The following is a 24346-nucleotide window of genomic DNA, read 5'->3' on the forward strand; positions in this document are numbered from 1 at the left end:
GGCTAAACTCAAGAAAATCCTTTCTCTCCCACAAGGGGAGAGATAACGCGGCATGGGCTGGTGCGGCTTTTAATGCAATCTTGGTGTCGGGCCTTGCCCTTTGTCATCAATGACGTAGCCGCGATAAAACCGGTCCAGTGTAAAGGGTGCAGACAGCGGATGCGGCTCATCCTTGGCGATTGTCCAGGCGAAGCATTTTCCTGAGATCGGCGTCGCCTTGAAGCCGCCATAGCACCAGCCAGTGTTGAGATACATGCCCGGCAGCGGGCCCGTCGTGATGATCGGCGAGCCGTCCATGGTCATGTCCATGATCCCGCCCCACGAGCGCAGCAGCTTGACGCGCGCCAGCGCCGGGATGAGCGCAACGAATTCGCTCATCACATCCTCCACCACCGGCAGGTTGCCCCGCTGCGCGTAGGAATTATAGCCGTCGATATCGCCGCCAAAAACAAGGCCACCCTTGTCGGACTGGCTGAAATAGAGATGCCCGCCGCCGAACGTCGCCACTGTATCGACCACAGGCTTCAGCGCTTCCGAGACGAAGGCCTGCAGCACATGCGATTCAAGTGGCAGGCGATCGATACCGGCGCGCCGCATGAGCTCGCTGGTGTGTCCGGCGACGGCACAGCCCACTTTCTTGGCCTTGATCGGCCCGCGTGTTGTCATGACGCCTGTGACGGTGTCGCCGTCCTTCAGGAAACTGGTGACCTCGCAATTCTCGATAATATCGACGCCGAGCTGGTCAGCGGCCCGTGCGTAACCCCATACGACCGCATCGTGCCGAGCCGTTCCGGCACTACGCTGCATCAAACCGCCAAGAATGGGAAAGCGCGTGTTACTGCTGATGTCCAGCCCGGGGATGAGTTTCTTGATTTGCTGCGGATTCATCAATTCGCAGTCAATGCCGTTGAGCCGCATCTGGTTGCCGCGCCGCGCATAGACATCGAGCTGCGGTAGCGTGTGGGCAAGATTAACTACGCCGCGCTGCGAGAACATCACGTTGTAGTTGAGGTCGTGGGACATGGTTTCCCATAGTTTCATCGACGCTTCGTAGAAATGCTGGTTCTCTGAAAGAAGATAGTTGGAGCGGATGGCTGTGGTGTTACGGCCAATATTTCCGGATCCGAGCCAGCCCTTTTCAACGACAGCGATATTGCGCATGCCGTGTTCCTTGGCCAGATAGTAGGCGGTAGCAAGCCCATGGCCGCCCCCGATGATCACCACGTCATAGGCTGGTTTCGGATCGGGCTTGCGCCAGGCGGGTTTCCAGTCCTTGTTGCCGTTGAGAGCATTTTTCAAAAGGCTGAAAGCTGAATAGCGCATCATGAATTCCGGATTCGAATAAGATTTCGCGATCATGCTTGGATTCATCGCGTTCGCCAAGCCCTGAGAGCCCGTTTGGAAAGTCGCTGCGGTGAGGCATATGGCGTGGTTTTCGAGAACCGGAGCGCAGCGTACATAAAGTACGTGAGCACCGGAAGCGCAGAAAATCGCGTCAGATGACCGCCGTAGTAGATTTTCCACATGGGCTCTGAGCGTCGTATCATCGCATTGCTCTATAGAGACGCTTTCGCTATTGCGTCAGTGAACGCCGTTATGGCGGTATTGTTGGCGCGTAAAATCAACAGAATGGCGCTCAAAACCGTGAACTTCCAGGAGCAGCACATGGCAGTGACGATCAATGGCAAGGAAATTGCCGAGGATGTGGTTTCGAAGGTCAAAGCTTCTGCCGCCGATCTGATCGAAACCAGCGGGATCACACCCGGCATCGCCGTTGTTATCGTTGGCGAAGACCCGGCCAGTCAGGTCTATGTTGCGTCAAAGGGCAGGAAGGCGCGTGAATGCGGCTTTCACTCCGTCCAATATACTCTGTCGGAGGATACTTCAGAGGACGAGCTCGTCGCGCTGGTTGAAAAACTCAATGCCGATCAGCTGATCCATGGCATCCTCGTCCAGCTTCCTTTGCCGAAGCACATCGATTCCGGCCGCATCATCCAGACCATCTCGCCGGACAAGGATGTTGACGGCTTCCATTTCGTCAATGTCGGCAAGCTGGGCACCGGCGAAATCGAGACGGCTTTCGTACCCTGCACCCCGGCCGGGTCGATGCTGTTGATCGAGCGTATCCTGGGACGTGATCTTTCCGGCCTCAACGCGGTGGTCATTGGCCGTTCAAACATCGTCGGCAAGCCGATGTTCAACCTTTTGCTCGCCCACAATGCCACAGTTACCATTGCGCATAGCAAGACCAAGGATCTCTCCGCCCTTTGCCGGACAGCCGATATTCTGGTTGCTGCCGTCGGCAGGCCGCAAATGGTCAAGGCCGATTGGGTCAAGCCCGGCGCAACGGTTATCGATGTCGGTATCAACCGCATTCCAGCTCCCGAAAAGGGCGAGGGAAAGACCCGCCTCGTTGGTGACGTGGACTTCGCTGACGTGTCAACGGTCGCTGGTGCGGTTACGCCAGTTCCGGGGGGCGTTGGGCCCATGACCATCGCCATGTTGATGGCCAACACGCTTGTCGCCGCCTATCGCTCGATCGGCGAAGTGCCGCCGCGCTTCTGATCCATTTGCTCTTACAGGGAATCCGGTTAGAACAACGCATGCCAGAAGCCCTCAAAGTCACCAGAACCTTTGCCTTTCTGCTCGTCGACAGATTCCCGATGTTCAGCCTCGCGGCGGCTATCGATACCATGCGCACGGCCAACCGCATGTCGGAGGAGGCGTTCTATTCATGGACTACCGTTTCCGCCAATGGTGCAGCGGTAACAGCTTCGAATGGACTGCAGATCAATGTGCAATATGCGCTGGCGGATTTGCCCAGCGCCGACATCACCTTCATTTGTGCCGGGATGACGACTGAGTTTGAGGACAAGGCCAAGGTCATCGCCACCTTGCGCACCCTGGGACGCCGCGGCGCCGTGCTCGGCGGACTGAATGTAGGCAGTTACATTCTGGCGGAGGCGGGGCAGCTGGAAGGTCATCGCTGCACCATACACTGGGAAAATCGCGCCGGCTTTCAGGAGCGGTTTCCACAGATCGAGTGCACCGGCAATGTCTTCGAAATCGACCGAAAGCGCTACACGTGCGCCGGAGGCACGACTTCGATAGATTTGATGCTGGAGATCATCAAGCAGGACTTCAGCCCGGCGCTTGCCAATGAAGTGGCGAACCAGTTCCATCACGAACGCATCCGCTCGCAGACCGACCGCCAGCGTGTCGGCCCCGAACGTGATCTCACCGGCAAATCGGAAAAGTTGCGCAAGATCGTCGAGCTCATGGCGGACAATCTCGAACAACCGAAATCCGCAGTGCGACTGGCCAAGGCCGTTGGCCTGTCGGTCCGGCAGGTGGAGCGGTTGTTCCTGCGCCATCTCAACATGACGCCGGGGCGTTATTATATGAGCCTGCGCCTCGAGCGGGCGCGTGAACTGTTGCGCCAGACCCATTCGCCTATCCTGGACGTGGCGCTGGCGACGGGTTTCACGTCGCATTCCTATTTCGCCCAGAGTTATCGTGCGCAGTTCGGCCGCTCACCCTCCGACGAGCGCCGCACAACCTATTGATCCTTGGCGGGGCCGATGGCTTCGAGATCGGTGAGGGCAAAGCCGGCATCTTTGGTCAGGATCGGTGCTCGATGGGATTTTGCCGAGGCATAGTGGAAGCAATCCGCAAGGTTCAGCGCGCTATTGCGATTGTCGGCTGGGTACTGGTGTCTCCCATAACGCTCGAATGCTTGTAACGCGAATGACAGGTCGTCATTTGAGATGGCAACAACCTCGATACTCGTTTCATTGATAAATGCTGTTACCAGCGATTGAGCTTGCGACATGGCGATGCCCTTCTTGCCGAAGAGGGCAGCAGTGGTTTCCCATACCGCTATAACCGATGTGATGAGCTGGGAGTCTGTATCTTCAAGGTGCCCCGCATACGTTTCCGCCCCGGGCTCTTTCAGCAGGATAGCCACCATAACCGATGCATCAACAAACATTAATAATCGCCGCTGAGTTCGTCAAAAAATGCCTTGTCGATGACAACACCTTCCCTGTCAGGGTAGGCCGCTATCTTGTCCTGTATCACTTTTATACGCTCTAAAAGCGGGACTTCCTTGTCGGTTAGCCGCAATTCCTTTTCCAGCGCAAGTTTTACGGCTTCAGTTTTGGTAATATGTTTGCGAGCCGCCAGCTTTGCCGCGAGCTGGTTCACTTCCTCGTTGCGAATATTCAGTGGCATGACAAACCCTCGTGTGTAGACACCAATATAGGAGTGTCTACACACGAGCGCAATGCGACTAAAGTCCGAAAACAGATGCCCCGTTTTCCGCCTTCCCAACAACATTGCGGAAGGCCGCGAAGAGTTCGCGTCCCATGCCGTAGCTGTTGTGGCTGATATCCACCTCGGGTGTCGGACGCGCTGCGAGAACCTCCGGGTCCTCCAGCACATCGAGCGTACCGATCTCCGCATCGAGCCGAACCACATCGCCATCCCGGATCTTGCCGATGATGCCGCCATCGAGCGCTTCCGGCGTCACATGAATAGCCGCCGGAACCTTGCCGGACGCGCCGGACATGCGCCCGTCCGTGACCAGGGCAACCATATGGCCGCGATCCTGCAGCACGCCAAGCGCTGGCGTGAGCTTGTGCAGTTCAGGCATGCCATTGGCGCGAGGCCCCTGGAACCGCACGATTGCAACGAAGTCGCGGTCGAGTTTCCCGGCCTTGAAGGCATCCTGCAGCGCTGCCTGGCTGTCAAAGACGATGGCTGGCGCTTCGATGATGTGCCGGTCGGCTTTCACGGCTGATGTCTTGATCACCGCCGTGCCGAGATTGCCCTTGAGCATCTTAAGACCACCTGTCACCTGGAATGGCTGCTTGCAGGTCGACAGAACTTTCTTGTCGGCGCTTTCCGCAGCGACCGGCTCGCGCAACACAGTGCCGTTTTCACCAAGCTTCGGCTCGATCGTATAGGCGCGCAAACCTTCCGAACCGCCCCATACGGTCTTGACGTCTTCGTGCAAAAGACCGCCATCGAGCAACTCGCGGATAATATAACCCATGCCGCCAGCTGCATGAAAATGGTTCACGTCGGCCAAACCATTGGGGTAAACGCGCGCCAGCAACGGCACGACGTCTGAGAGGTCAGAGATATCCTGCCAGGTCAGCTTGATGCCGGCAGCGGCGGCCATGGCGACGAGATGCATCGTATGATTGGTCGAGCCACCCGTGGCGTGCAGACCGACAACGCCATTGACGATACTGCGTTCGTCGATCATTTCCCCGACCGGCGTGTATTCATTGCCAAGTGCCGTAATCGCAAGCGCCCGCTTCGCCGCTTCACGCGTCAGCGCGTCGCGCAAGGGCGTGCCCGGATTGATGAACGACGAACCCGGCATGTGCAGGCCCATTATCTCCATCAGCATCTGGTTGGAATTGGCCGTGCCGTAAAACGTGCAGGTGCCAGGCCCATGATAGGACTTGGATTCGGATTCGAGCAGTTCTTCGCGCCCGACCTTGCCTTCCGCATAGAGCTGGCGCGTCTTGGCCTTCTCGTCATTGGGAAGGCCGGTGGTCATCGGGCCTGCGGGAATGAACACGGCCGGCAAATGGCCGAAGGTAAGCGCGCCGATCACGAGGCCCGGCACGATCTTGTCGCAGACGCCGAGATAGACTGCCGCGTCGAACATGTCGTGCGACAGGCCGATGGCGGTCGCCATGGCAATAACGTCGCGCGAAAACAGCGAGAGCTCCATGCCGGGCTGGCCTTGCGTCACGCCATCACACATGGCGGGAACGCCGCCCGCAACCTGCGCTACGCCGCCAGCTTCCTTCGCCGCGGCCTTGATCAGGTTCGGATAGGTCTCAAAGGGCTGGTGCGCCGAAAGCATGTCATTATAGGAGGTGATGATGCCGAGGTTCGGCACGACATCGCCAGCGAGCGCCGCCTTGTCGGAAGGGCTGCAGGCTGCAAACCCATGGGCGAGATTGGCGCAGGCGAGCGCCGAACGCTTTGGCTTGCGCGATGCCGCTTCGCGAAGATGATCGAGATAGACATCGCGTGTCGGCTTCGACTGTTCGCAGATGCGATGGGTAATGCTTTTCACCCGTTGCAGGACGGTCATTTCATGTCTCCTTATGGCGTTTGCCCGGAAGTTTGGGAGCCTTCCCGGCAATCACACGCTCCGAGCCTCAGGGAGCCCAGAAAATCTCGAGCTCAATCGGCTCGTATCGCAATATCGCGCGTATCGGCATGTCGGTTGTCGCGCCACGTCCAAGAGCCGCCTCAAGGGTCGTACGCTTGCCCGCGCCTTCAATATGCAGCGCCACGAAGCGTGCATTGACGATTGCCGGCAGTGTCAGCGTCAGCCTTGGCTCGCCTGCGCCTTCTGCATGCATCGGCAGCACCAGCTCTGGCTGATCTGGCGATATCGCATCGCTCAATCGGTCTCCGCCGGGAAAGAACGACGCGGTATGACCATCGCCGCCCATGCCGAGAATGACGACATCGAATGGCTGTCCAATCCCCGCAATGGCTTGCCCTGCCATTTTAGCACCTTCTTCGACGTTCGGCGCGTGATTGTAGAGGCCTACAAACCTGGCCTTGATCGCGTGATTCTGCAGAAGCATTTCTGTCACCAGCTTCTGGTTTGAACGGTCGCTGGTCGGCGGTACGAAACGCTCATCCACCAGCGTGATCGTGATCTTGTCCCACGGCAAATCCTTGAGTGACAGCGCCTTGAAAAACCGGGCAGGGGTTGTGCCGCCCGATACGGCCAGCACAGCCTTGCCGCGTGCCTCCACAGCGTCCGCCAGACGCGCCGCAACGGTCGAAGCGAGGGCTTCGGCAAGCGCATTGCCATCGGCAAAACTGGTCAATCTCGGATCTGCTGTCATGGGATCAAATTTCACTCAGGTTCATGCCATGTGCGGTTGTCGCGTTCGATAAGCGCGATGGCCGCCGATGGACCCCACGTGCCGGCAGTATAGCCTGCCGGTGGCTGTTCGGTTTCGGCCCATGCCCTCAGGATCGGGTCCACCCATTGCCACGCTGCGACCACTTCATCGCGCCGCATGAACAGCGTCTGGTTGCCGCGCACCACGTCCATGATCAACCGTTCATAGGCGTCGGGGCTACGCGCAGCGAAGGATTCGGCAAAGGTCATGTCCAGAGGAACGTGACGCAGGCGCATACCGCCCGGGCCCGGGTCCTTGATCATCATCCACTGCTTGACGCCCTCGTCCGGCTGCAGGCGGATGACGAGCTGGTTGGCGACAACGCGGCCAGCACTCTCACCGAAGATCGAATGCGGGATTGGCTTGAACGACACGACGATTTCGGAAGCACGTGATGCCAGGCGCTTGCCCGTACGCAGATAAAACGGCACCCCGGCCCAGCGCCAGTTGGCGATCTCGGCCTTGATGGCGACGAATGTTTCGGTGTTGCTGGGGTGTTCTAGCTCCTGTATGTAGCCCTTCACTGCGCCGCCTGAAGAAGCGCCAGCCCGATATTGGCCGCGGACAGTAAGCCCGTCGGCGTTCTTCGACGTTATCGGGCTCAGCGAACGCAGCACCTTCAACTTTTCGTCGCGCACCGCATCCGCATCCATCGATGCCGGCGGCTCCATCGCCACGAGGCAGAGCAGCTGCATGATGTGATTTTGCACCATGTCGCGAAGTGCACCCGCCGTATCGTAGTAGCCAGCGCGATTTTCCAACCCGACAGATTCAGCAACGGTGATCTGCACGTGGTCGATATGGGCCGAATTCCAAAGAGGTTCATACAGCGCGTTGGCAAAGCGCAGCGCCATCAAGTTCTGCACAGTCTCCTTGCCGAGATAATGATCGATGCGGAAAATCTGCTGTTCGTGAAAAACGTGGCCGATCGTATCATTGAGTGCGATGGCTGACTGAAGGTCGCGGCCAATCGGCTTCTCGACGATAATGCGCGTGTGGTCATGGACCAGCTTGTAGCTTTTCAGGCGGCTTGAGATGTCGGCGAAGAGGGATGGACTGACGGCAAGATAAAAGGCGCGGACGTGTTTGGTATCATTGCCAATCTCAGCCTTCAGCTCCTCCCAGCCATTGTCGGAGGTGGCATCGACCGCGACATAGGACACACGCGCCAGAAACTGATCGACCTGGTTCTGGTCGAATTCGGTCGGCTTCACGAATTCCTTGATCGCGTTTTCCGCGAACTTGCGGTAGTCGTCGTTTGACATGGGCGAACGGGAGGCGCCGATGATGCGGGTCGGTTCTGAAAGCTGGCCACCGCGCTGGCGTTGATAAAGCGCCGGGATCAGCTTGCGCTCGGCAAGGTCGCCGGTGCCTCCGAACACGATGCAATCAAAGGGATCAACCGGGATAATCTGACTTGTCATGGGAGAGTCTCGCTATGCCTGACTTTGCGGGTTGTATAATCTAATCGATTTAAAATGGCCAGTCCTGAAGCACGAACTGCGTCAAAATGCATTTCCAATTCGTATCCTTTCCAATAGGCTTGCAACGAATGGGATGTGATCATGGTACATAATCTATCCAGAGTTGTCGCACAGGATAAGAATTTCCTGAATATCATAAATGGCAGACCTGTTGCCGCATTAAGCCAGGAAACGATCACTGTTTTGTGTCCGTCCGATGGCTTGGCCTTTGCTACCATTCCGGGGTGCGATGCCGATGATGTGGATCGTGCCATACGCGCCGCGCGCGAGGCCTTCGATCATGGTCCCTGGTCAAGGATGCCAGCCTTCGAGCGCGGCAGGCTTTTGACCAAGCTCGGCCAGTTGATCGAGCAGCACGGTGATGAACTTGCAGCGCTCGAATCGCGCGATACCGGCAAGCCAATTCGCCAGGGCAGGGCGGACGTTGCCGCAGCCATGCGCTATTATGAGTTCTACGGCGGTGCGGCCGACAAGATCCATGGCGATACGATCCCGTTTCTCGATGGCTATACGGCACTGACCCTGCGCGAACCGCATGGCGTCGTTGCCGGGATCATTCCGTGGAATTACCCGATGCAGATTATGGCGCGCGTGGTTGGCGCGGCGCTTGCCATGGGCAACACACTGGTCATCAAGCCAGCCGAAGACGCATCGCTCTCGACGATCCGTATCGGCGAACTTGCCATCGAGGCGGGTTTCCCGGATGGCGTCCTCAATGTCATCACCGGCTATGGCCGCGAGGCAGGGGCAGCCTTGTCAGCGCATCCCGGTGTTGACTATGTGACATTCACCGGTTCTCCCGCAACCGGGACATCCATCCAACAGGCCGCTGCCGCGAACAATCGCGGCGTTACGATGGAGCTTGGCGGCAAGTCACCGCAGATTGTCTTTGCCGACGCGGATATCGAAAAGGCGCTCCCTGTTCTCGTCAATGCAATCATCCAGAACGGTGGGCAGACCTGCTCGGCCGGCAGCCGCATTCTCATCGAGCGTCCGATCTACGATGAGGTCGCTGCAGCGCTGGGCGAGCGTTTTGACAAGCTCGTTGCCGGCCCGCACGATGCCGATCTCGACCTTGGGGCGATGATCAATCCGGCACAGAAACGCAGGGTTGAAAACTATATCGCTTTGGCTGCCGAAGCAGGCATCGATGTCATTGCGCAAGGTTCTATCGACGTCCACGCCCCGGCCACCGGCTACTATGTAGCACCGGTGCTGTTCGGTGCCGTCGATCCGACGGCCATTATCGCCCAGGAGGAGGTTTTCGGCCCGGTGCTCACGCTGTTCGCGTTTGACGACGAGCAGGAGGCCATAAGGCTCGCCAACCACACGGACTATGGCCTCGTAGCCGGTATCTGGACCAAAGATGGCGCGCGCCAGCATCGCGTTGCCAAGCGCGTGCGTGCGGGACAGGTCTTCGTCAATGCCTACGGCGCGGGCGGTGGCGTCGAACTGCCATTTGGCGGCTTCAAGAAATCCGGTCATGGTCGAGAAAAGGGTTTCGAGGCCCTTTACGACATGTCCGCGACCAAGACGATCATCTTCCGCCACGATTGATCAAATCACCACCATGTATGAGGAGAAGACATGAAGCGTTTGGCAGGCAAGACAGCAATCATCACCGGAGGAGCATCGGGCTTTGGCGAGGCAATGGCCAAGCGCTTCGCCGGGGAAGGGGCCAATGTCGTCGTTGCTGATCTGAACCTTGTGGGCGCCGAGAAAGTCGCCGCGGACATTGGCAAGACCTCCGTTGCCGTTCATGCCGACGTTACGCGCAAGGAGGAGGTGGACGTCATGGTACAGGCCGCGATGGACGCGTTTGGCCGGATCGACATCATGGTGAACAATGCCGGCTTCACCCACCGCAATGGCTCGATGCTCGGCGTTGACGAGGCGACGTTCGATCTCATCACCGGCGTCAATATGAAAGCGATTTACTATTCCGCGCTCGCCGTGGTGCCTATCATGGAAAGGCAGGGCGGTGGCTCGATCATCACAACCGCCTCGACGGCGGGCCTGCGCCCGCGGCCTGGTCTCACCTGGTACAATGCGTCGAAGGGCTGGGCGATCAGCGCCACCAAATCCATGGCGATCGAACTTGCACCGAAGAATATCCGGGTCAATTGCCTGTGCCCGGTCGCGGGCGAAACCCCGATGCTCGGCCTGTTCATGGGTGAAGACACGCCGGAAAAGCGTGCGCAGTTCAAGGCGACGGTTCCGCTTGGCCGCCTGTCCACACCGCTCGACGTCGCCAATGCAGCGTTGTGGCTTGCCTCGAGCGAGGCCGACTTTATTACCGGCGTTGCACTGGAAGTTGATGGCGGGCGCTGCATCTGATCGAACGATAAACCTTGAAACATGGGCTAGGTGAGCTACATTACCAGTGTAGCCAAATTTTCCCCTGTGCTGCCCTGGCCCGCTCGGACCCCCGTGGCGCTCCCATCTTTCAAGGACATAAACATGACATCGAAACCTGTCTGGTTCATCACTGGCTGTTCAACCGGCTTTGGCCGCGAACTTGCGCGCCATACGCTTGAGCTTGGTTATCCGACCGTTGTCACCGCTCGCAACGTTTCACAGATCGAAGACATTGCCAAAGGCCATGAGGACAATGCGCTTTTGCTGAAGCTCGACGTGACCAAGCCTGAGGATATTGAAAACGCCGTCAAGGCCGCGACAGAACGCTTCGGAAGCATCGACGTACTCGTCAACAATGCCGGCATCGGCTATTTCGCCTCCTTCGAGGAGAGCGAGATGGAAGAGGTGCGGCAGATGTTCGAGATCAACGTCTGGGGTCTTGCAAATATGACACGTGCAGTCCTGCCGACCCTGCGCAAACAGCGCTCGGGCACCGTCGTGAATATCTCCTCGCAAGGCGGGTTGGTGGCCAACCCTGCTGTCAGTTTCTACACTGCGACCAAATTCGCCGTCGAAGCGCTGTCGGAAGCCCTATCAAAGGAAATCGCGCCCCTCGGGCTCAAGGTGCTTATCGTCGAGCCAGGTCCATTCCGCACCGATTGGGCCGGCCGCTCGGCGAATGAAGCCAAACATACGATCGAAGACTATCGCGCCACGTCTGGTCAGCGCGCCGAGATGATCCGCAACATCAGCGGCAATCAGCCGGGTGATCCGGTCCGTGCGGCCAAGGCGATCATCCAGGCGGTCGAAGCCAAGGATCCGCCGCTACGCCTGCTGCTCGGTAAACAGGCATTCCAGAACGCCCACGCCAAGATTGCCGACCTTCAGAAGGATTTCGGCGCGTGGGAAAAGGTGACCCTGGGTGCGGATTACCCCGACGCTTAGAGCAATTCCAGGAAAAGTGGGAACCGGTTTTCCGTCCGGAATTGCGTAGAAACAAACCTAGAGCAATTCCAGGAAAAGTGGGAACCGGTTTTCCGTCCGGAATTGCGTAGAAACAAACTTAGAGCCATTCCGTGATTTGAAGAGAAACGGAATGGCTCTAAGTCACGACGGGCTGCGTGAGCTTTCGATTGTAGAAATCGAAAATCGATGGTATTAGCTAAGTTAGCTAATGGAGCACTTCAATGCAGGTTACAGTTCACGCAGCCAAAACCAATTTGTCGAAACTGATCGACGCGGCCTTGGCTGGCGAAGAGGTTATCATTGCCAAGGGCAAGAATCCTGTCGTCAAAATAGTGCCGATTCCCAAGAGCCGTTTCAAAGTAGGGGTCTTGAAGGAACTCGCGGGGACAGCGCCGGATTTCTTCGAACCTATGTCCGAAGAAGAGTTGGCGCTTTGGGAAGGACGTGAGTGAAATCAATCCTTCTTGACACCCACGCATGGGCTTGGTTTTTGCTTGAAGACAATTTGTTGCCAGCAAAACATTTATCGATGATCGAAGAGGCAGAGGCTGTATTTATTTCGCCAGTCAGCTTTTTCGAAATCGCCCAGAAAGTTCGCATCGGCAAATGGCCGGAGATGCAGCCTCATCTAAATAGCCTATCGCACATCCTTGATGAGCAATATGGTCGCCTTGCCACGCTCACTCCGGAGATCAGTTTGAATGCCGGTACCATGGACTGGGCTCACCGCGACCCGTTCGACCGGATGCTTGCTGCGACAGCAATAAATCATGAACTGCCATTGATCTCCGCCGACACGATATTCGACGAACTTGCCAACTACAAAGGTTGGGTTGGCCGAGTATGGTAAAAAAAATGGCCGGCAAAGCCGGCCAATTTGTTCTAATGCCTGCTTCTAGATTAGATGCCGCAAGATCAGGAACAGCGTGAACGACAGCGCGATCGAGACCGGCAAGGTCAAGATCCACGCCATGGCAAGGTTTCGCACGGTTGACATCTGCAGCCCTGAACCGTTGGCGACCATCGTACCGGCAACGCCCGACGACAGGATGTGTGTTGTACTCACCGGCAAGCCCAGGCTATCCGCAGTAAAGATCGTCCCCATCGCCACAAGTTCTGCCGATGCACCTTGTCCATAGGTCAGGTGCGTCTTGCCGATCTTCTCACCGACGGTGACGACGATACGCTTCCAGCCGACCATGGTGCCAAGGCCGAGAGCCAGTGCCACGGCGACCTTCACCCATGTCGGGATGAACTTCGTCGCGTTGTCGATAGCCTTGTGATAGGACTTCACGGCTGTCATTTCCGCATCCTGCAGCGGCAGGGGCTTCTGTTTCTCGACCAGTTTCAGCGCCTCGCCGATCAAATACATGTCATTGCGCGTGTTGCTGACCATACCGTTTGGCACATTGGCAGCCGAACCGTAGGGCGAGATCGACGCGCTCGTCTCATCGATAAAGCGCGGCAATGCTGCGGACATCTCGTCGTTCCATGTCTTGGTGCGAACTGCATTGTTGACCACCTCGCGGGCATCGGTAACCGCAATTTCCGGCTTGGCGTACTTGTGCAACGCCGTGCTCGCCGCGGTCGAAGCGGCCTTATAGGCCTCAAGATAATTGACGTCCGGCGTGCGGTTCAGGGCAAAGGCGGTCGGAACGACGCCGATCAGGATCAGCATGATCAGCCCCATGCCCTTCTGGCCGTCGTTCGAGCCATGGGCAAAGGAAACGCCTGTGCAGGTGAAGATGAGCAGGGCCCGGATCCACAAGGGCGGCGGCGTACTGCCCTTCGGTGCCTCATAAAGCGCTTTGCTTTTGACGAGAACTTTCATGACCAGCAGAAGCAACGCAGCGACGCCAAAACCAACGAGCGGCGATATTAAAAGGGACATGCCGACTTCGGTCGCCTTGGACCAGTCGACGCCACTCGTCACGGTGCCCGCCGGAGCGAGAAACTGGTTGGCAAGGCCCACACCGACGATCGATCCGACCAGCGTATGCGAACTTGAGGAAGGAATGCCCAGATACCAGGTGCCGAGGTTCCACAGGATCGCAGCGATCAGCAGCGAGAACACCATCGCGAGACCGGCGCTGGAGCCGACCTGCATGATCAGCTCCACCGGCAGCAGCGAAATGATACCGAAAGCAACAGCGCCGCTCGCCGTCATCACGCCGAGGAAATTGAAGAACCCGGACCAGATCACGGCAAGTTCGGCGGGCAGCGAATTGGTATAAATCACCGTCGCCACGGCGTTTGCCGTGTCGTGGAAGCCATTGACGAATTCGAAGCCGAGCGCGATGAGCAGCGCCAGACCGAGAAGTATCCACGGCACCGCGACTGAGCTGGTCAACTCATTGGTGAGGGAATAACCGACATAGACAAGCCCGGCGAGGAGGATGGCAACGACAGCATAATTCGGCCATTGACCGAGACTGCTTGGTTTGTCGAGTGGATGCTCTGCGCGCAGACTGGCATCAGTTGCGTTTACCGTCATGACCAGATCCCCAAATGGTTAAGAGCCCGTTTGGAAACTCGCTGCGGCGAGGCATGTGGCGTGGTTTTCGAGAACCGGAGCGCAGCGTACTTAAGTACGTGAGCACCGGAAGCGCAGAAAATCGCGTTAGATGACCGCCGCAGCAGGGTTTCCAAACGGGCTCTAACGGGGAAAGGCTATGACCCTCACATGAACCCTTGATGACAAGACGAGGCTCAATTCGGACTACCTTCGTCGTAGACCACCTACTCCTCCGCCATGACGGACCCCACCTCCGTCATCCTCGTCCTCGGGTTAAACCCGAGGATGACCCGAGGACCCACGGCAAAGGAGCACTACGGGTTCCACTGCTGTGGAGCGTTCCAGAGATCTAGAATTTTTAATGACGCGCTTCTTGCGTTGTGCCAATGGAAATCAGGAGCACCTTAGTCATGGGTCCTCGGGTCATCCTCGGGTTTAACCCGAGGACGAGGATGACGGGGAGGGTAGTTCCTTATGAAGGACTGAGCGAGGGCTCTACTATGGGAGCCTCGTTGAAAATGCGGAGAGCTTCAAACCTAACGGCACAACTTGCGCGAAACGCGCGGAAACTCTATCGCTTTTCAAACACAAAATTTTGGAAGCGCCATGCATAAAGTCGTCATCAGCGGTACGGGCGTTTTCACGCCGGAACAGTCCATCAGCAATGCCGAGCTGGTGGAGGCGTTCAACACCTATGCCACACGGCAGAACGAGCTCTACGCCGACGAGATCGCCGCAGGAACACGCGCGCCGATAACCATGTCAGCGGAGGATTTCATCGTCCGCGCGTCCGGTATTGAAAACCGCTATGTCCTCAATAAATCCGGCATCCTCGATCCGGAGATCATGCACCCGGTCCTGCCCGAGCGCGCAGACGAGGACCTGTCCGTCATGGCGCAGATGGCCGTACATGCCGCCAGCCTTGCCCTCGCCAAAGCCGGGCGGGATGTGTCGGATGTAGATGCCGTGATCTGCGCCGCTTCCAATCACGAGCGCCCCTATCCGGCCATCGCCATCGAGGTGCAGCAGGCGCTCGGCATCGAAGGCTTCGGCTTCGACATGAATGTTGCCTGCTCGTCGGCCACCTTCGGCATCCAGGCCGCTGCCGACATGATCCGCTCCGGCTCGGCCCGCGCGATCCTCATGGTCAATCCAGAGATTTGCTCCGCGCATCTCGAATGGCGCGATCGCGATTGCCATTTCATCTTTGGCGATGTCTGCACCGCCGTGCTGCTCGAGCGCGATGATCTGGCCACCGCGAAGGACCGTTTCGAGATCGTATCGACCCGCTGCCTGACGCAATTCTCCAACAATATCCGCAACAATAACGGCTTTCTGCGCCGCACGCGCGAAGGCCACATGGCCGACCGCCGCGACATGCTGTTCAAGCAGGAGGGCCGCAAGGTATTCAAGCAGGTGGTGCCGATCGTCTCCGACCTTATTCTCACCCACCTCGCCGACGAGAATATCGCGCCCGCCCACCTGTCGCGGCTCTGGTTGCACCAGGCCAACAAGGGCATGAATGACCTGATCGGCGTCAAGGTGCTTGGCCGCGAGCCGGAACCCGGCGAACAACCGAACATCCTGCAGGATTATGCCAATACGTCATCCGCCGGTTCGATCATCGCCTTCTCGAAATATTCCGATGATCTGGCTCCGGGCAGCCTCGGCGTCATCTGCTCGTTCGGCGCGGGGTATTCGGTGGGCAGTGTTATTGTGCGGAAGGTTTAGGATGATCGAAGGAGGGCAAATCCATTGCCCTCCTTCGCTAGAGGCAGGCTTTCGGCCGAAAACTATAAGCCAAACACGGTATCCACGTCGGGAAAGCCCACCACCTGAGGTGTATAATAAACTCTGATGGTGCCTGACTGACTACCAGCTTCAACCGTAAAGTCCGCATAGTGTCCTGGCACATTCCTGAGTTCAGTAATTTGGGGATCTCTTATACCCTCCAGTTTGATGACATCCCCCTCTTCGGTGTTCAAATCACGCACAACGTCACCATTGAGATTGGCAAGTTCCTCATAGCGGTATCTGTCTCGCCCGGCGCCTCCCCACATCGTATTGATCGAACTGCCGCCCCAGATGTCATCGTTGCGCGCAGAACCAACAACGTTTTCGATACTCTCGTATCTGTCTCCGGCTGCATCGTAATAGCCTAAGCCATCTTCACCTGGTTCTGAATCGAGCCTGACTTCTATGCCGTCGGGGCCAGTGCTGGCTGAGTAGTCCACCGTGTCAATGCCGCTCTGGCCGCGGAAATAATCTTTGCCGTCGGTATTGTTACCTGCCCCGACGATAAAGACGTCATCGCCGTCGCCGCCATGCATGGTGTCGTTGCCAAGGCCGCCATCGAATATGTCGTTGCCGGCATTGCCAGATATGATGTCATTGCCATTTTCACCATAGAGTTGGTCATTGCCATCACCGCCATTCAGCTGATCAGAACCATCACCACCATACAGCCAGTCGTCGCCGCCATTGCCGCTGATGCTGTCGATACCACCCATGCCGAGAATTTTGTTTGAGAATGAATTGCCTCTCAGAAAATCGTCGCCCATGGATCCCACGAGATTTTCGAAGCCAGCTGCAGTTATGTCGCCGACGGCATCGCCGCTCTGAGCATTGAGTGTGATGCCTCCGGCGGCAGTCAGTGTGACGTTGACAGCAAACTGTGAGTTCAGATATCCAACCGTATCCTCGGTGAGAAGACCGCCGGTTAGGGTATCAGCGCCCTTGCCGCCTTCGATATAACTGTTTCCGGCCAGCGGGAGGAGGTTGGTGATAGTGTCGTTTCCATCCAGCCCGTTGTAATAGTGTTGGGCGCCTAGCGGCAGCGTCCATACTGGTAGTGGATCATTGACGTTTGTACCCTCTTGCAGCGTCGCGCTGCCTACATTCAGGATATTTCTGTAAAATTGCGATAATGTTGCCATAATTAAATCCTCCCCGTTGGTGAGAGGGCAAGCGCTGCCCTCTCGGGCTGCGGGGCGGTCAACCGTTATGGGGCCTTGAACCCCACAGTCGCAGTATAACAGTCTATACCTATATTTAGTTACATCAAAGTATAATCCGTAATATCTAACGAATAATCCAGAATAATTACAGAAAACATATACTTAGACGTAAGAATTTTTGGATTTTTTATTTGTGGAAGTCTAGATTCTATCGACCAGCGCGTACCAGCTAAGCGCCAGAAACAACAGCGGCGCCCGGAAGGTGCGCCCACCCGGGAAGGCAGGGACTTTCAGCTCCTCCAGCAGCTTCAGGCGGTCGCGGTTGCCGGCGATGGTCTCGGCATAGAGCTTGCCGACGAAGTTCGACAGCATCACCCCGTGGCCGGAATAGCCCCCGGCCGAAATCACGTTCGGCATGACCTCGCGCACAAATGGCTGACGCGGCAGGGTAATGCCCACCGAACCGCCCCAGGCCTGGGTGATTTCGATATCGGCGAGCGCCGGGTAAATCTCGGCGATCTGGCGGCGGATATGTGTGCTGATGTCGAGCGGGTTGTCGGCCGTATAGGCCTCGCGCCCGCCAAACAGCAGCCGGCCATCCCTGGAGCGGCGAAAATAGCGCACGACGAAACGCGAATCGTCGACGCTTTCGCCGCCCGGCAGCACCGGACTGTCTGGCCCGAGCGGCACCGTCGCGCCGATGAACGAGCGGATCGGCATCACATGCGAAGCGCTGATTGGTTCGAGATTTCCGCCATAGGCATTGACGGCGATCAGGCACTTCGCCGCCGTCACGTTGCCGAAAGGCGTCGTAACGGTCACGCGGCCATTTTCGGATTTGATCCCCGTGACCTTGCTGTTCTCGTAGAGATGCGCACCGGCCTGCGCCGCCGCCTTTGCTGTGCCGACGACCAGCTTCATCGGCTGGATATGGCCGGTGCCCTTGTCATATGTTCCGCCGAGATAGCGCGTCGAACCAAGGCGTTCCGCGGTTTCCGCGGCGTCCATATAATGGATATGCGGATAGCCGAAGCGTTCCGCCATCAGTTCCGCATGCGCCCGATAGTCCTTCAGGTAGCGCTTCTTGTGCACCACGGACATTTGTCCCGGCACATATTCGATGTCGATCTTGTGCGTCTCGGCAAATTGCAAGAGATGGGTCTTCGCTTCCTCGGCAAGATCGAAGAGCGCCTTGGCGCGCGTGAAACCATATTGCGCCTCGAGTTCTTCCGCCCAGGCGCGCTGGCCGGTACCGAGCTGGCCGCCATTGCGCCCCGATGCGCCATCGCCGAAGCGCCAGGCCTCGAGCAAGACCACGTCGACACCTGCCGACGCCAGGTGCACGGCAGCGGAGAGGCCGGTAAAGCCGCCTCCGATGATGACGACATCGGCGTTGCGCGATCCATCCAGCGCCGGATATTCGGTTCGGTCATCGACCGCAGTCTCGTACCAGGAGATGCCGGGGGAAATTGGTGATTGGTAGGGCATATTTGCAAACTTCTACATTGATCTACTGCGCAACTGCTGTGCGTGGTTCGACAAGCTCACCATGAGGGAGGTGGTGGACTGCAAGCAATCACCAACCTTGCAGAACTTGGCCGCTTGCAATCAACTATCTCCCTCATGGTGAGCTTGTCGAACCACGCACAGCAGTTGTGCCGCAAAAAGTATCCTCTTCCGGATCACACATTCAGCAGCAAGAACTCGCGTTCCCACGGGCTGATGACCTCCATGAAGGTCTCGAACTCGGCGCGTTTGATTGCGGCGTAGGTGATTGCGAAGGATTCGCCGAGCATGGCCACCAGTTCCCTGTCCTGCTCGAACAGGATCGTCGCCTCGATCAACCCGCGCGGCAATTCGATCAGATTGTCGTTGACGGTCGTGGAGGCAGGCTCGTCCGGCTCGATCTTGTTGTTCATGCCGATCAATCCGCAGGCGAGCGATGCCGCCAGTGCCAGATAAGGGTTGGCATCGGAGGAGGGGATACGGTTTTCGACACGTCGCGCCGCAGGATCCGAGCGCGGTACGCGAAATGCCGTGGTACGGTTGTCGTAGCCCCATTTAACGTTGACGGGCGCAGAGGCCGCCGGTGTCAGCCGCCGGTACGAATTCACGTAGGGCGCAAACATCACCAGCGAGGCCGGGACATGCTTCTGCATGCCGCCGATAAAATGCCGGAACGCCGGGCTTTCCGTTCCATCCGGATTGGAGAAAACATTGCGCCCGGTTTTCTTGTCGATGATCGACTGGTGGATATGCATCGCGGAACCCGGCTGGCCTTGTATAGGCTTCGCCATGAACGTCGCATACATGTCATGCTTCAATGCGGCTTCACGGATGGTGCGTTTGAACAGGAACACCTGATCGGCAAGCTCGATCGGATCGCCGTGCCGCAAATTGATTTCCAGCTGCGCTGCGCCTTCCTCATGGATCAGCGTGTCGATCTCGAGCCCCTGACTTTCGGAGAAATGATAGATATCGTCGATGAGTTCGTCGAACTCGTTGACGCCAGCGATGGAATAGCCTTGTCCGCCGCCGATCGCCCGGCCAGAGCGTCCGACAGGCGGGGTCAGGGGATAATCCGGATCGGGGTTTTTCTTGACGAGGTAGAATTCGATTTCCGGCGCGACGACCGCCTTCAGGCCCTTCTTGGCATAAGCGGCCATAACCCGTTTCAATACGTTGCGCGGGGTAAATTCCACCGCTTCCCCGTCCTTGTTGACGAGATCACAAATGACCTGCGCCGTCGGATCGCTTTCCCACGGTACTTCGGAGAGCGTGGAGAGATCCGGCATCAGCTTCAGATCGCCGTCATCCTCAGGATAGGAGAATCCATGCCCATCTTCCGGATAGGAACCCGAGATCGTCGCCATGAATACGGCGGAAGGCAGCGCCAGCGAGGTATTGGATGTGAATTTCTTCGACGGCATCATTTTGCCGCGCGCCACACCGGCTTGATCCGGGGTAATGCATTCGATGTCCTCGATATCCCGCCAGGCCAGCCACTCGGAAGCTTCGCGCCAGTTCTTCACACCGCGCGTGGCTTTGACATAGGCGGGCGTACGCCGCCGGGTCCGCGCGGGCTTTTTTTCAGGGGTTTCGGAAGGCATCAATCACCAGAATTCGTTGCGATGGCAAAATGATAGAACAAAATATGACGCGATGGGAGGCGGGGACGAGAAAATTGTCACACTCCACTCGTTTCTATCAGGCATGAAAGGCTCTAGCGGGCGAGGCTTATCCCGAGAAGCCGTCTGTATTCTGCCTCGGCTACCCCGTAGAAACCATTGGCCTCGGCCATAAGCCCGGTACGATCGACAATGGTTATCTGTCCTCGCTTTGCCCGGATCAACCGTTTGTCTTCGAGGACATGCAAGGTTTCCGTCACCCATGGCCGCCGCACTCCAAGCATGACCGACAGGAATTCGTGCGTCAGCACAATGTCTGGACCGTGGGTGCGGTCATGCACCATCAGGAGCCAACGAGCCATTCTGGATGAGACGTCCGCCTGACTATTCGCCAATGCGGTCGAGGCCGTCTGGATGATCATGGTTTGGACATAGAGGAGCAGGTAGTTGCGCAGCGGAGTGCTTGTTTCCATGGCGCGTTGAAGATCTACAGTAGCGATACTGTAGCCGACACCAGCTACTTGGATGTAGCTGTCGTGCGGCGATTGCATCCCGCCAAGAACAACCGAGGAACCCGTCATCCCCTCACTGCCGGACACGCCCACTTCGATGTCGCGGCCACCGGGCATTCTTGAGACGATCGAGGCAAGGCCTGTTTCAAGAAAGTAGACGTCGGTGACGGGCGTTTGTGATTTCTCGATCACGTGCCTCAACGGCAACTTCCGTGCTTCGAGATGCGGAGCCAGCAGTTCAAAATCGTTCGCGCGCATATGCCTGAGAAGCTTGTTCTCAAACGCAAATTGTGAAGCTGACATCCTCGTCCCTTCTCGCGGGAACAGAGAATCCTGCGTGATGAAATGCTATAAATATCGAAATAAAAAAATGACACAATGCATTGTCCGCTAATGGACAATCGTAGAATTGTCTGTCATTATTTGACCGAATAATCGGTTATATTTTCTCTGGATTGTATTATGACACAAATTTCAAAATATATAAAGGATTGCTTTACATTGGAAGACTCTAATCGATACTTTGAATCATTTCCGGTGGGTGAAAGAGGGAAAGTTATGGCGCATATTTTTGGATACGAAAACTAAAGGGATGACGTGGCCATGTTCATGCGCCCTCATGCCGTTCGCAGCACTGGAAAGTGGAAAAACGAGCAGCAGAGTACGAATTTTGATCGAAGCCGATTGTCGCAAGCAATGCCTAACTTCGCAGACGGTCAATAAAAATTGACGCGCACAAACGTTTATCAGTGTTGGTATATCCTTTAGGTAAAGTTTTATTTCAAAAAACGTTTGTCCATTGACAGACAAAATTTGCAGTATATATTTCCGTAATCTGAAATAACTATTGTATTGATAAATTTGTTTAGCTCTTTCTGGAGGGGAAGACTTGAATGAATCACGTATACTATTTTGCGGGGGATAACATTCTACCTCTTTGCCAAAAGCGCTACGTCGGGCAATCAGGTTCGGATGTTGAGGAGCACAATCCGAAGTTTTTGGTTTCTGTGCTGACCGAGAGGACGCTGGTTGGGAAGTACGCTCTGCGTAAGGCAAATAGGCGCGAGCGCATGCATTTGAGGCTTCTCAGGTGCCACTAGACAATTTGGTGTCTGTCGCATTTCCCGAGAGTTCGTGCATGGCATAGGGAGGAGAACATGCGTATCCAGAGACCGATGCGTCCGACCGACTATCCGAGCCGGAGCTTCGATTGTCAGATGGCCCTGGGAGCAGAGTTCCGGCGTGCGATCGATACGCTTGCGAGCGAGGCGGGAGTAGCAGGATGGTCAACGAATGAAACCACTCGAGCCATTGTTGGCCTTGCCCTTGCCTATGCGGCGGACCAGCACATGGATCGAACGCCTGCGTCAACCAAGAATATAAAACGCCTCTTCTTGAACTGAGCAGGTGATTGGATGGTTTGAAGCGAATTTCCTTCGTTCGCTGTGGGGTCAGACAGCTCCAGTCATCCGGTGCGTGGTTCGATGGCAAATCGAACCACGCACTTTTGCGACTTAGCCCAAAAACCGCCCGCAATTGCTTGCGAGCGGTCCTGCGCGCCGTGCTGGCCCCAGACCGAAGCCAGAGAAGGCCACGGGCGAAATTACTGCCTTGTCACAACAACCGGGATAAGAAGATCGCCCCAGTTGCCGTCGCCGCCATGGTGACGGGCGGAACGGACCAGTTCCACGGACACACCGGCGTCCACCGCCTTCATGACGGATTGGTTGAGGCGATGCAGATCATTGGCGACCATACGAATGACAGCCTGCTGGTCTGTATTCATGGCCGATGATTGCTCCTCGGCCCGTTCCTTGACGCGTGTCTGCGGTGCCATGATTTTTCTCCTTGGCGTTTTGTTGTTTTACTCTGCAGCCGGGCGGAACTGTGCCGTCTCGGTCGATTCCTTCATTGCCGTCGTCGATGACTTGCCGCCGGTGATTGCCAGCGAAACCGCATCGAAATAGCCGGTGCCGACTTCGCGCTGGTGCTTGGTCGCCGTATAACCATTGGTCTCGGCGGCAAACTCAGCTTCCTGCAGTTCCGAATAGGCCGACATCTGCCGGTCCTTGTAACCGCGGGCGAGTTCGAACATGCCGAAGTTGAGCTGATGGAAGCCCGCCAGCGTGATGAACTGGAACTTGTAGCCCATCGCCCCGAGCTCGCGCTGGAACTTGGCGATTGTCGCCTCGTCCAGATGCTTCTTCCAGTTGAAGGAAGGCGAGCAATTATAGGCGAGCAGCTTGTTCGGATGCTCCTTGCGCACACCTTCGGCAAAGCGCTTGGCCTGCTCAAGGTCTGGCTTCGAGGTCTCGCACCAGATCATGTCGCAGTGCGGTGCATAGGCGATGGCCCGGGCAATGCAAGGCTCTAGTCCGTTCTTGACCTGATAGAAGCCCTCGGTCGTCCGTCCGGCGTCGTAGTCGACGAACGGCTGATCGCGTTCATCGATGTCCGATGTCAAGAGCTTGGCAGCCTCCGCATCGGTGCGGGCAATGACCAGTGTCGGCGTTCCCATGACGTCGGCGGCAAGCCGCGCGGCGTTGAGGTTTCGGATATGCGCCGCCGTCGGGATCAGAACCTTGCCACCAAGATGGCCGCACTTCTTTTCCGATGCGAGCTGGTCTTCGTAATGGACACCAGCAGCACCAGCTTCGATGAAGGCCTTCATTATCTCGAAGGCGTTGAGCGGCCCGCCGAATCCTGCTTCCGCATCGGCAACGATCGGTGCAAACCAGGTCTCGACCGAAAGGCCCTTGCCCTCCGCCGTCTCGATCTGGTCGGCGCGCTGCAGCGTCTTGTTTATGCGCTTGGCCAGTTCCGGCGCCGCATTTGCCGGGTAGAGCGACTGGTCAGGATACATGGCTGAAGCTGTGTTTGCGTCTGCAGCCACCTGCCATCCGGAAAGATAGATTGCCTTAAGACCTGCGCGAACCATCTGCATAGCCTGATTGCCCGAGAGAGCACCCAGCGCATTGACGAAACCCTCTTCGTGGATGAGCTTCCAGAGCCGGTTGGCACCGTTCTCAGCGAGAGTATGCTTGATCTGAACCGAGCCTCTGAGGCGCTGGACATCGTCAGGTGTATAGGGGCGTTCGATACCGTCATAGCGGCCCTCCGGTGCGTTTGGTACAAGGTTGTAAAAATCAGTCATTATTATCTCCACAAAGAGTTTTATCCCGCCGCAGCCTGTCTGATAGTGAAGTTTGACGACCGCGTTGATATGACTAGATTTACATTGCAGCGCGATATGATCCAGAAATATCGGGTATTTCGATGGATTTATCGAGTTATCCTGTTGTGTGTTTGACAAATCCGATTTGTAAATTTGTAAATTTTGTAATATTCTGATTAAACCAACGATGTGTAAATTCCTGTCAAGGTCGGGAGTCTGTATGCCTCATGCTTGTGTAGCTCCGCCGTTTAAGGGTTTTCATTCAGCACTCACCTCTCCGTCATCCTCGGGCTTGACCCGA

At 56.9% G+C, this 24346-nt stretch carries 22 protein-coding genes; 9 read left to right on the forward strand and 13 right to left on the reverse strand.

Translation table 11 applies throughout. The features are described 5' to 3' along the window. Positions 1-69: 69 nt before the first annotated feature. Complete coding sequence (locus LB462_RS21435; protein ID WP_224512289.1) at positions 70-1326, reverse strand: sarcosine oxidase subunit beta family protein; 1257 nt, start codon at positions 1324-1326, stop codon at positions 70-72. Between the two features lie 339 nt (positions 1327-1665). Here LB462_RS21435 and folD point away from each other — a divergent pair, with 339 nt between their 5' ends. Together folD and LB462_RS21445 are read left to right on the forward strand one after the other, a co-directional pair. Continuing rightward, positions 1666-2565, forward strand: a complete 900-nt coding sequence (gene folD, locus LB462_RS21440) for a bifunctional methylenetetrahydrofolate dehydrogenase/methenyltetrahydrofolate cyclohydrolase FolD (protein ID WP_224512291.1) — start codon at positions 1666-1668, stop codon at positions 2563-2565. Positions 2566-2603: 38 nt separating this feature from the next. Next, positions 2604-3566, forward strand: coding sequence for a GlxA family transcriptional regulator (locus LB462_RS21445; RefSeq protein ID WP_112526107.1), 963 nt, complete (start codon positions 2604-2606; stop codon positions 3564-3566). Here the strand turns inward: LB462_RS21445 and LB462_RS21450 are convergent. From LB462_RS21450 to zwf, 5 genes are all read right to left on the reverse strand, one after another. Continuing rightward, positions 3560-3991, reverse strand: coding sequence for a type II toxin-antitoxin system VapC family toxin (locus tag LB462_RS21450; RefSeq protein WP_224512212.1), 432 nt, complete (start codon positions 3989-3991; stop codon positions 3560-3562). The two genes, LB462_RS21445 and LB462_RS21450, sit on opposite strands and share 7 nt — an antisense overlap. Beyond that, a complete protein-coding gene (locus LB462_RS21455) occupies positions 3991-4233 on the reverse strand; it encodes a type II toxin-antitoxin system VapB family antitoxin (protein WP_224512215.1) in 243 nt (80 codons plus the stop codon). Before LB462_RS21455 ends, LB462_RS21450 begins: the two co-directional genes overlap by 1 nt. A 58-nt stretch (positions 4234-4291) precedes the next feature. Next, a complete protein-coding gene (edd, locus tag LB462_RS21460) occupies positions 4292-6118 on the reverse strand; it encodes a phosphogluconate dehydratase (protein WP_224512217.1) in 1827 nt (608 codons plus the stop codon). Positions 6119-6185: 67 nt separating this feature from the next. After that, positions 6186-6890, reverse strand: a complete 705-nt coding sequence (pgl, locus tag LB462_RS21465; RefSeq protein ID WP_224512219.1) for a 6-phosphogluconolactonase — start codon at positions 6888-6890, stop codon at positions 6186-6188. Positions 6891-6901: 11 nt separating this feature from the next. Next, positions 6902-8374 carry a glucose-6-phosphate dehydrogenase gene (gene zwf, locus LB462_RS21470; protein ID WP_224512221.1) on the reverse strand — a complete coding sequence of 491 codons (1473 nt, stop codon included), beginning with the start codon at positions 8372-8374 and terminating at the stop codon, positions 6902-6904. 141 nt (positions 8375-8515) lie between these two features. Here zwf and LB462_RS21475 point away from each other — a divergent pair, with 141 nt between their 5' ends. The 5 genes from LB462_RS21475 (at position 8516) to LB462_RS21495 (ending at position 12608) form a co-directional block, all read left to right on the forward strand. Then, positions 8516-9991 (forward strand): aldehyde dehydrogenase family protein, encoded by a 1476-nt coding sequence (locus LB462_RS21475; RefSeq protein WP_224512224.1) that lies wholly within the window; start codon positions 8516-8518, stop codon positions 9989-9991. Between the two features lie 30 nt (positions 9992-10021). Then, positions 10022-10771: an SDR family oxidoreductase gene (locus LB462_RS21480; protein ID WP_224512226.1), complete on the forward strand. Its 750-nt coding sequence runs from the start codon at positions 10022-10024 to the stop codon at positions 10769-10771. Positions 10772-10894: 123 nt separating this feature from the next. Next, positions 10895-11737 carry an oxidoreductase gene (locus LB462_RS21485; RefSeq protein WP_224512228.1) on the forward strand — a complete coding sequence of 281 codons (843 nt, stop codon included), beginning with the start codon at positions 10895-10897 and terminating at the stop codon, positions 11735-11737. 242 nt (positions 11738-11979) lie between these two features. Further along, positions 11980-12210, forward strand: coding sequence for a type II toxin-antitoxin system Phd/YefM family antitoxin (locus tag LB462_RS21490; RefSeq protein ID WP_224512231.1), 231 nt, complete (start codon positions 11980-11982; stop codon positions 12208-12210). Next, a complete protein-coding gene (locus LB462_RS21495) occupies positions 12207-12608 on the forward strand; it encodes a type II toxin-antitoxin system VapC family toxin (RefSeq protein ID WP_224512233.1) in 402 nt (133 codons plus the stop codon). The genes LB462_RS21490 and LB462_RS21495 overlap by 4 nt, the downstream gene beginning before the upstream one ends. A gap of 45 nt (positions 12609-12653) precedes the next feature. Here LB462_RS21495 and LB462_RS21500 read toward each other — a convergent pair whose 3' ends face one another. Further along, positions 12654-14252, reverse strand: coding sequence for an inorganic phosphate transporter (locus LB462_RS21500; RefSeq protein ID WP_224512235.1), 1599 nt, complete (start codon positions 14250-14252; stop codon positions 12654-12656). Between the two features lie 627 nt (positions 14253-14879). On the opposite strand from LB462_RS21500, the gene LB462_RS21505 reads away from it, so the two are divergent. Next, positions 14880-16004, forward strand: coding sequence for a beta-ketoacyl-ACP synthase III (locus LB462_RS21505; protein WP_224512236.1), 1125 nt, complete (start codon positions 14880-14882; stop codon positions 16002-16004). Between the two features lie 62 nt (positions 16005-16066). Here the strand turns inward: LB462_RS21505 and LB462_RS21510 are convergent, their stop codons facing one another. From LB462_RS21510 to LB462_RS21525, 4 genes are all read right to left on the reverse strand, one after another. Then, positions 16067-17209 (reverse strand): calcium-binding protein, encoded by a 1143-nt coding sequence (locus LB462_RS21510; protein ID WP_224512238.1) that lies wholly within the window; start codon positions 17207-17209, stop codon positions 16067-16069. Positions 17210-17431: 222 nt separating this feature from the next. Continuing rightward, positions 17432-18718: an NAD(P)/FAD-dependent oxidoreductase gene (locus tag LB462_RS21515; protein WP_224512240.1), complete on the reverse strand. Its 1287-nt coding sequence runs from the start codon at positions 18716-18718 to the stop codon at positions 17432-17434. A 194-nt stretch (positions 18719-18912) separates the two neighbouring features. Beyond that, on the reverse strand, positions 18913-20340 hold the full coding sequence (locus tag LB462_RS21520; RefSeq protein WP_224512250.1) for a glutamine synthetase family protein: 1428 nt from the start codon (positions 20338-20340) through the stop codon (positions 18913-18915). Between the two features lie 113 nt (positions 20341-20453). After that, entirely contained in the window at positions 20454-21173 is a 720-nt protein-coding gene (locus tag LB462_RS21525; protein WP_224512251.1) for a Crp/Fnr family transcriptional regulator, read from the reverse strand. An 854-nt stretch (positions 21174-22027) separates the two neighbouring features. Here LB462_RS21525 and LB462_RS21530 point away from each other — a divergent pair. Next, positions 22028-22273: a hypothetical protein gene (locus LB462_RS21530; protein ID WP_224512253.1), complete on the forward strand. Its 246-nt coding sequence runs from the start codon at positions 22028-22030 to the stop codon at positions 22271-22273. A gap of 200 nt (positions 22274-22473) precedes the next feature. On the opposite strand, the gene LB462_RS21535 is transcribed toward LB462_RS21530, so the two are convergent. Together LB462_RS21535 and aceA are read right to left on the reverse strand one after the other, a co-directional pair. Beyond that, on the reverse strand, positions 22474-22707 hold the full coding sequence (locus LB462_RS21535) for an SMc00767 family acetate metabolism repressor (protein ID WP_100000043.1): 234 nt from the start codon (positions 22705-22707) through the stop codon (positions 22474-22476). 27 nt (positions 22708-22734) lie between these two features. Continuing rightward, the gene (gene aceA / locus LB462_RS21540; protein WP_114428277.1) at positions 22735-24024 is read right to left on the reverse strand and encodes an isocitrate lyase; all 1290 of its coding nucleotides are present in this window, start codon (positions 24022-24024) and stop codon (positions 22735-22737) included. Between the last annotated feature and the right edge of the window lie 322 nt (positions 24025-24346).

Source organism: Phyllobacterium chamaecytisi (genome assembly GCF_020164455.1).
Taxonomy (GTDB): Bacteria; Pseudomonadota; Alphaproteobacteria; order Rhizobiales; family Rhizobiaceae; genus Phyllobacterium; species Phyllobacterium chamaecytisi.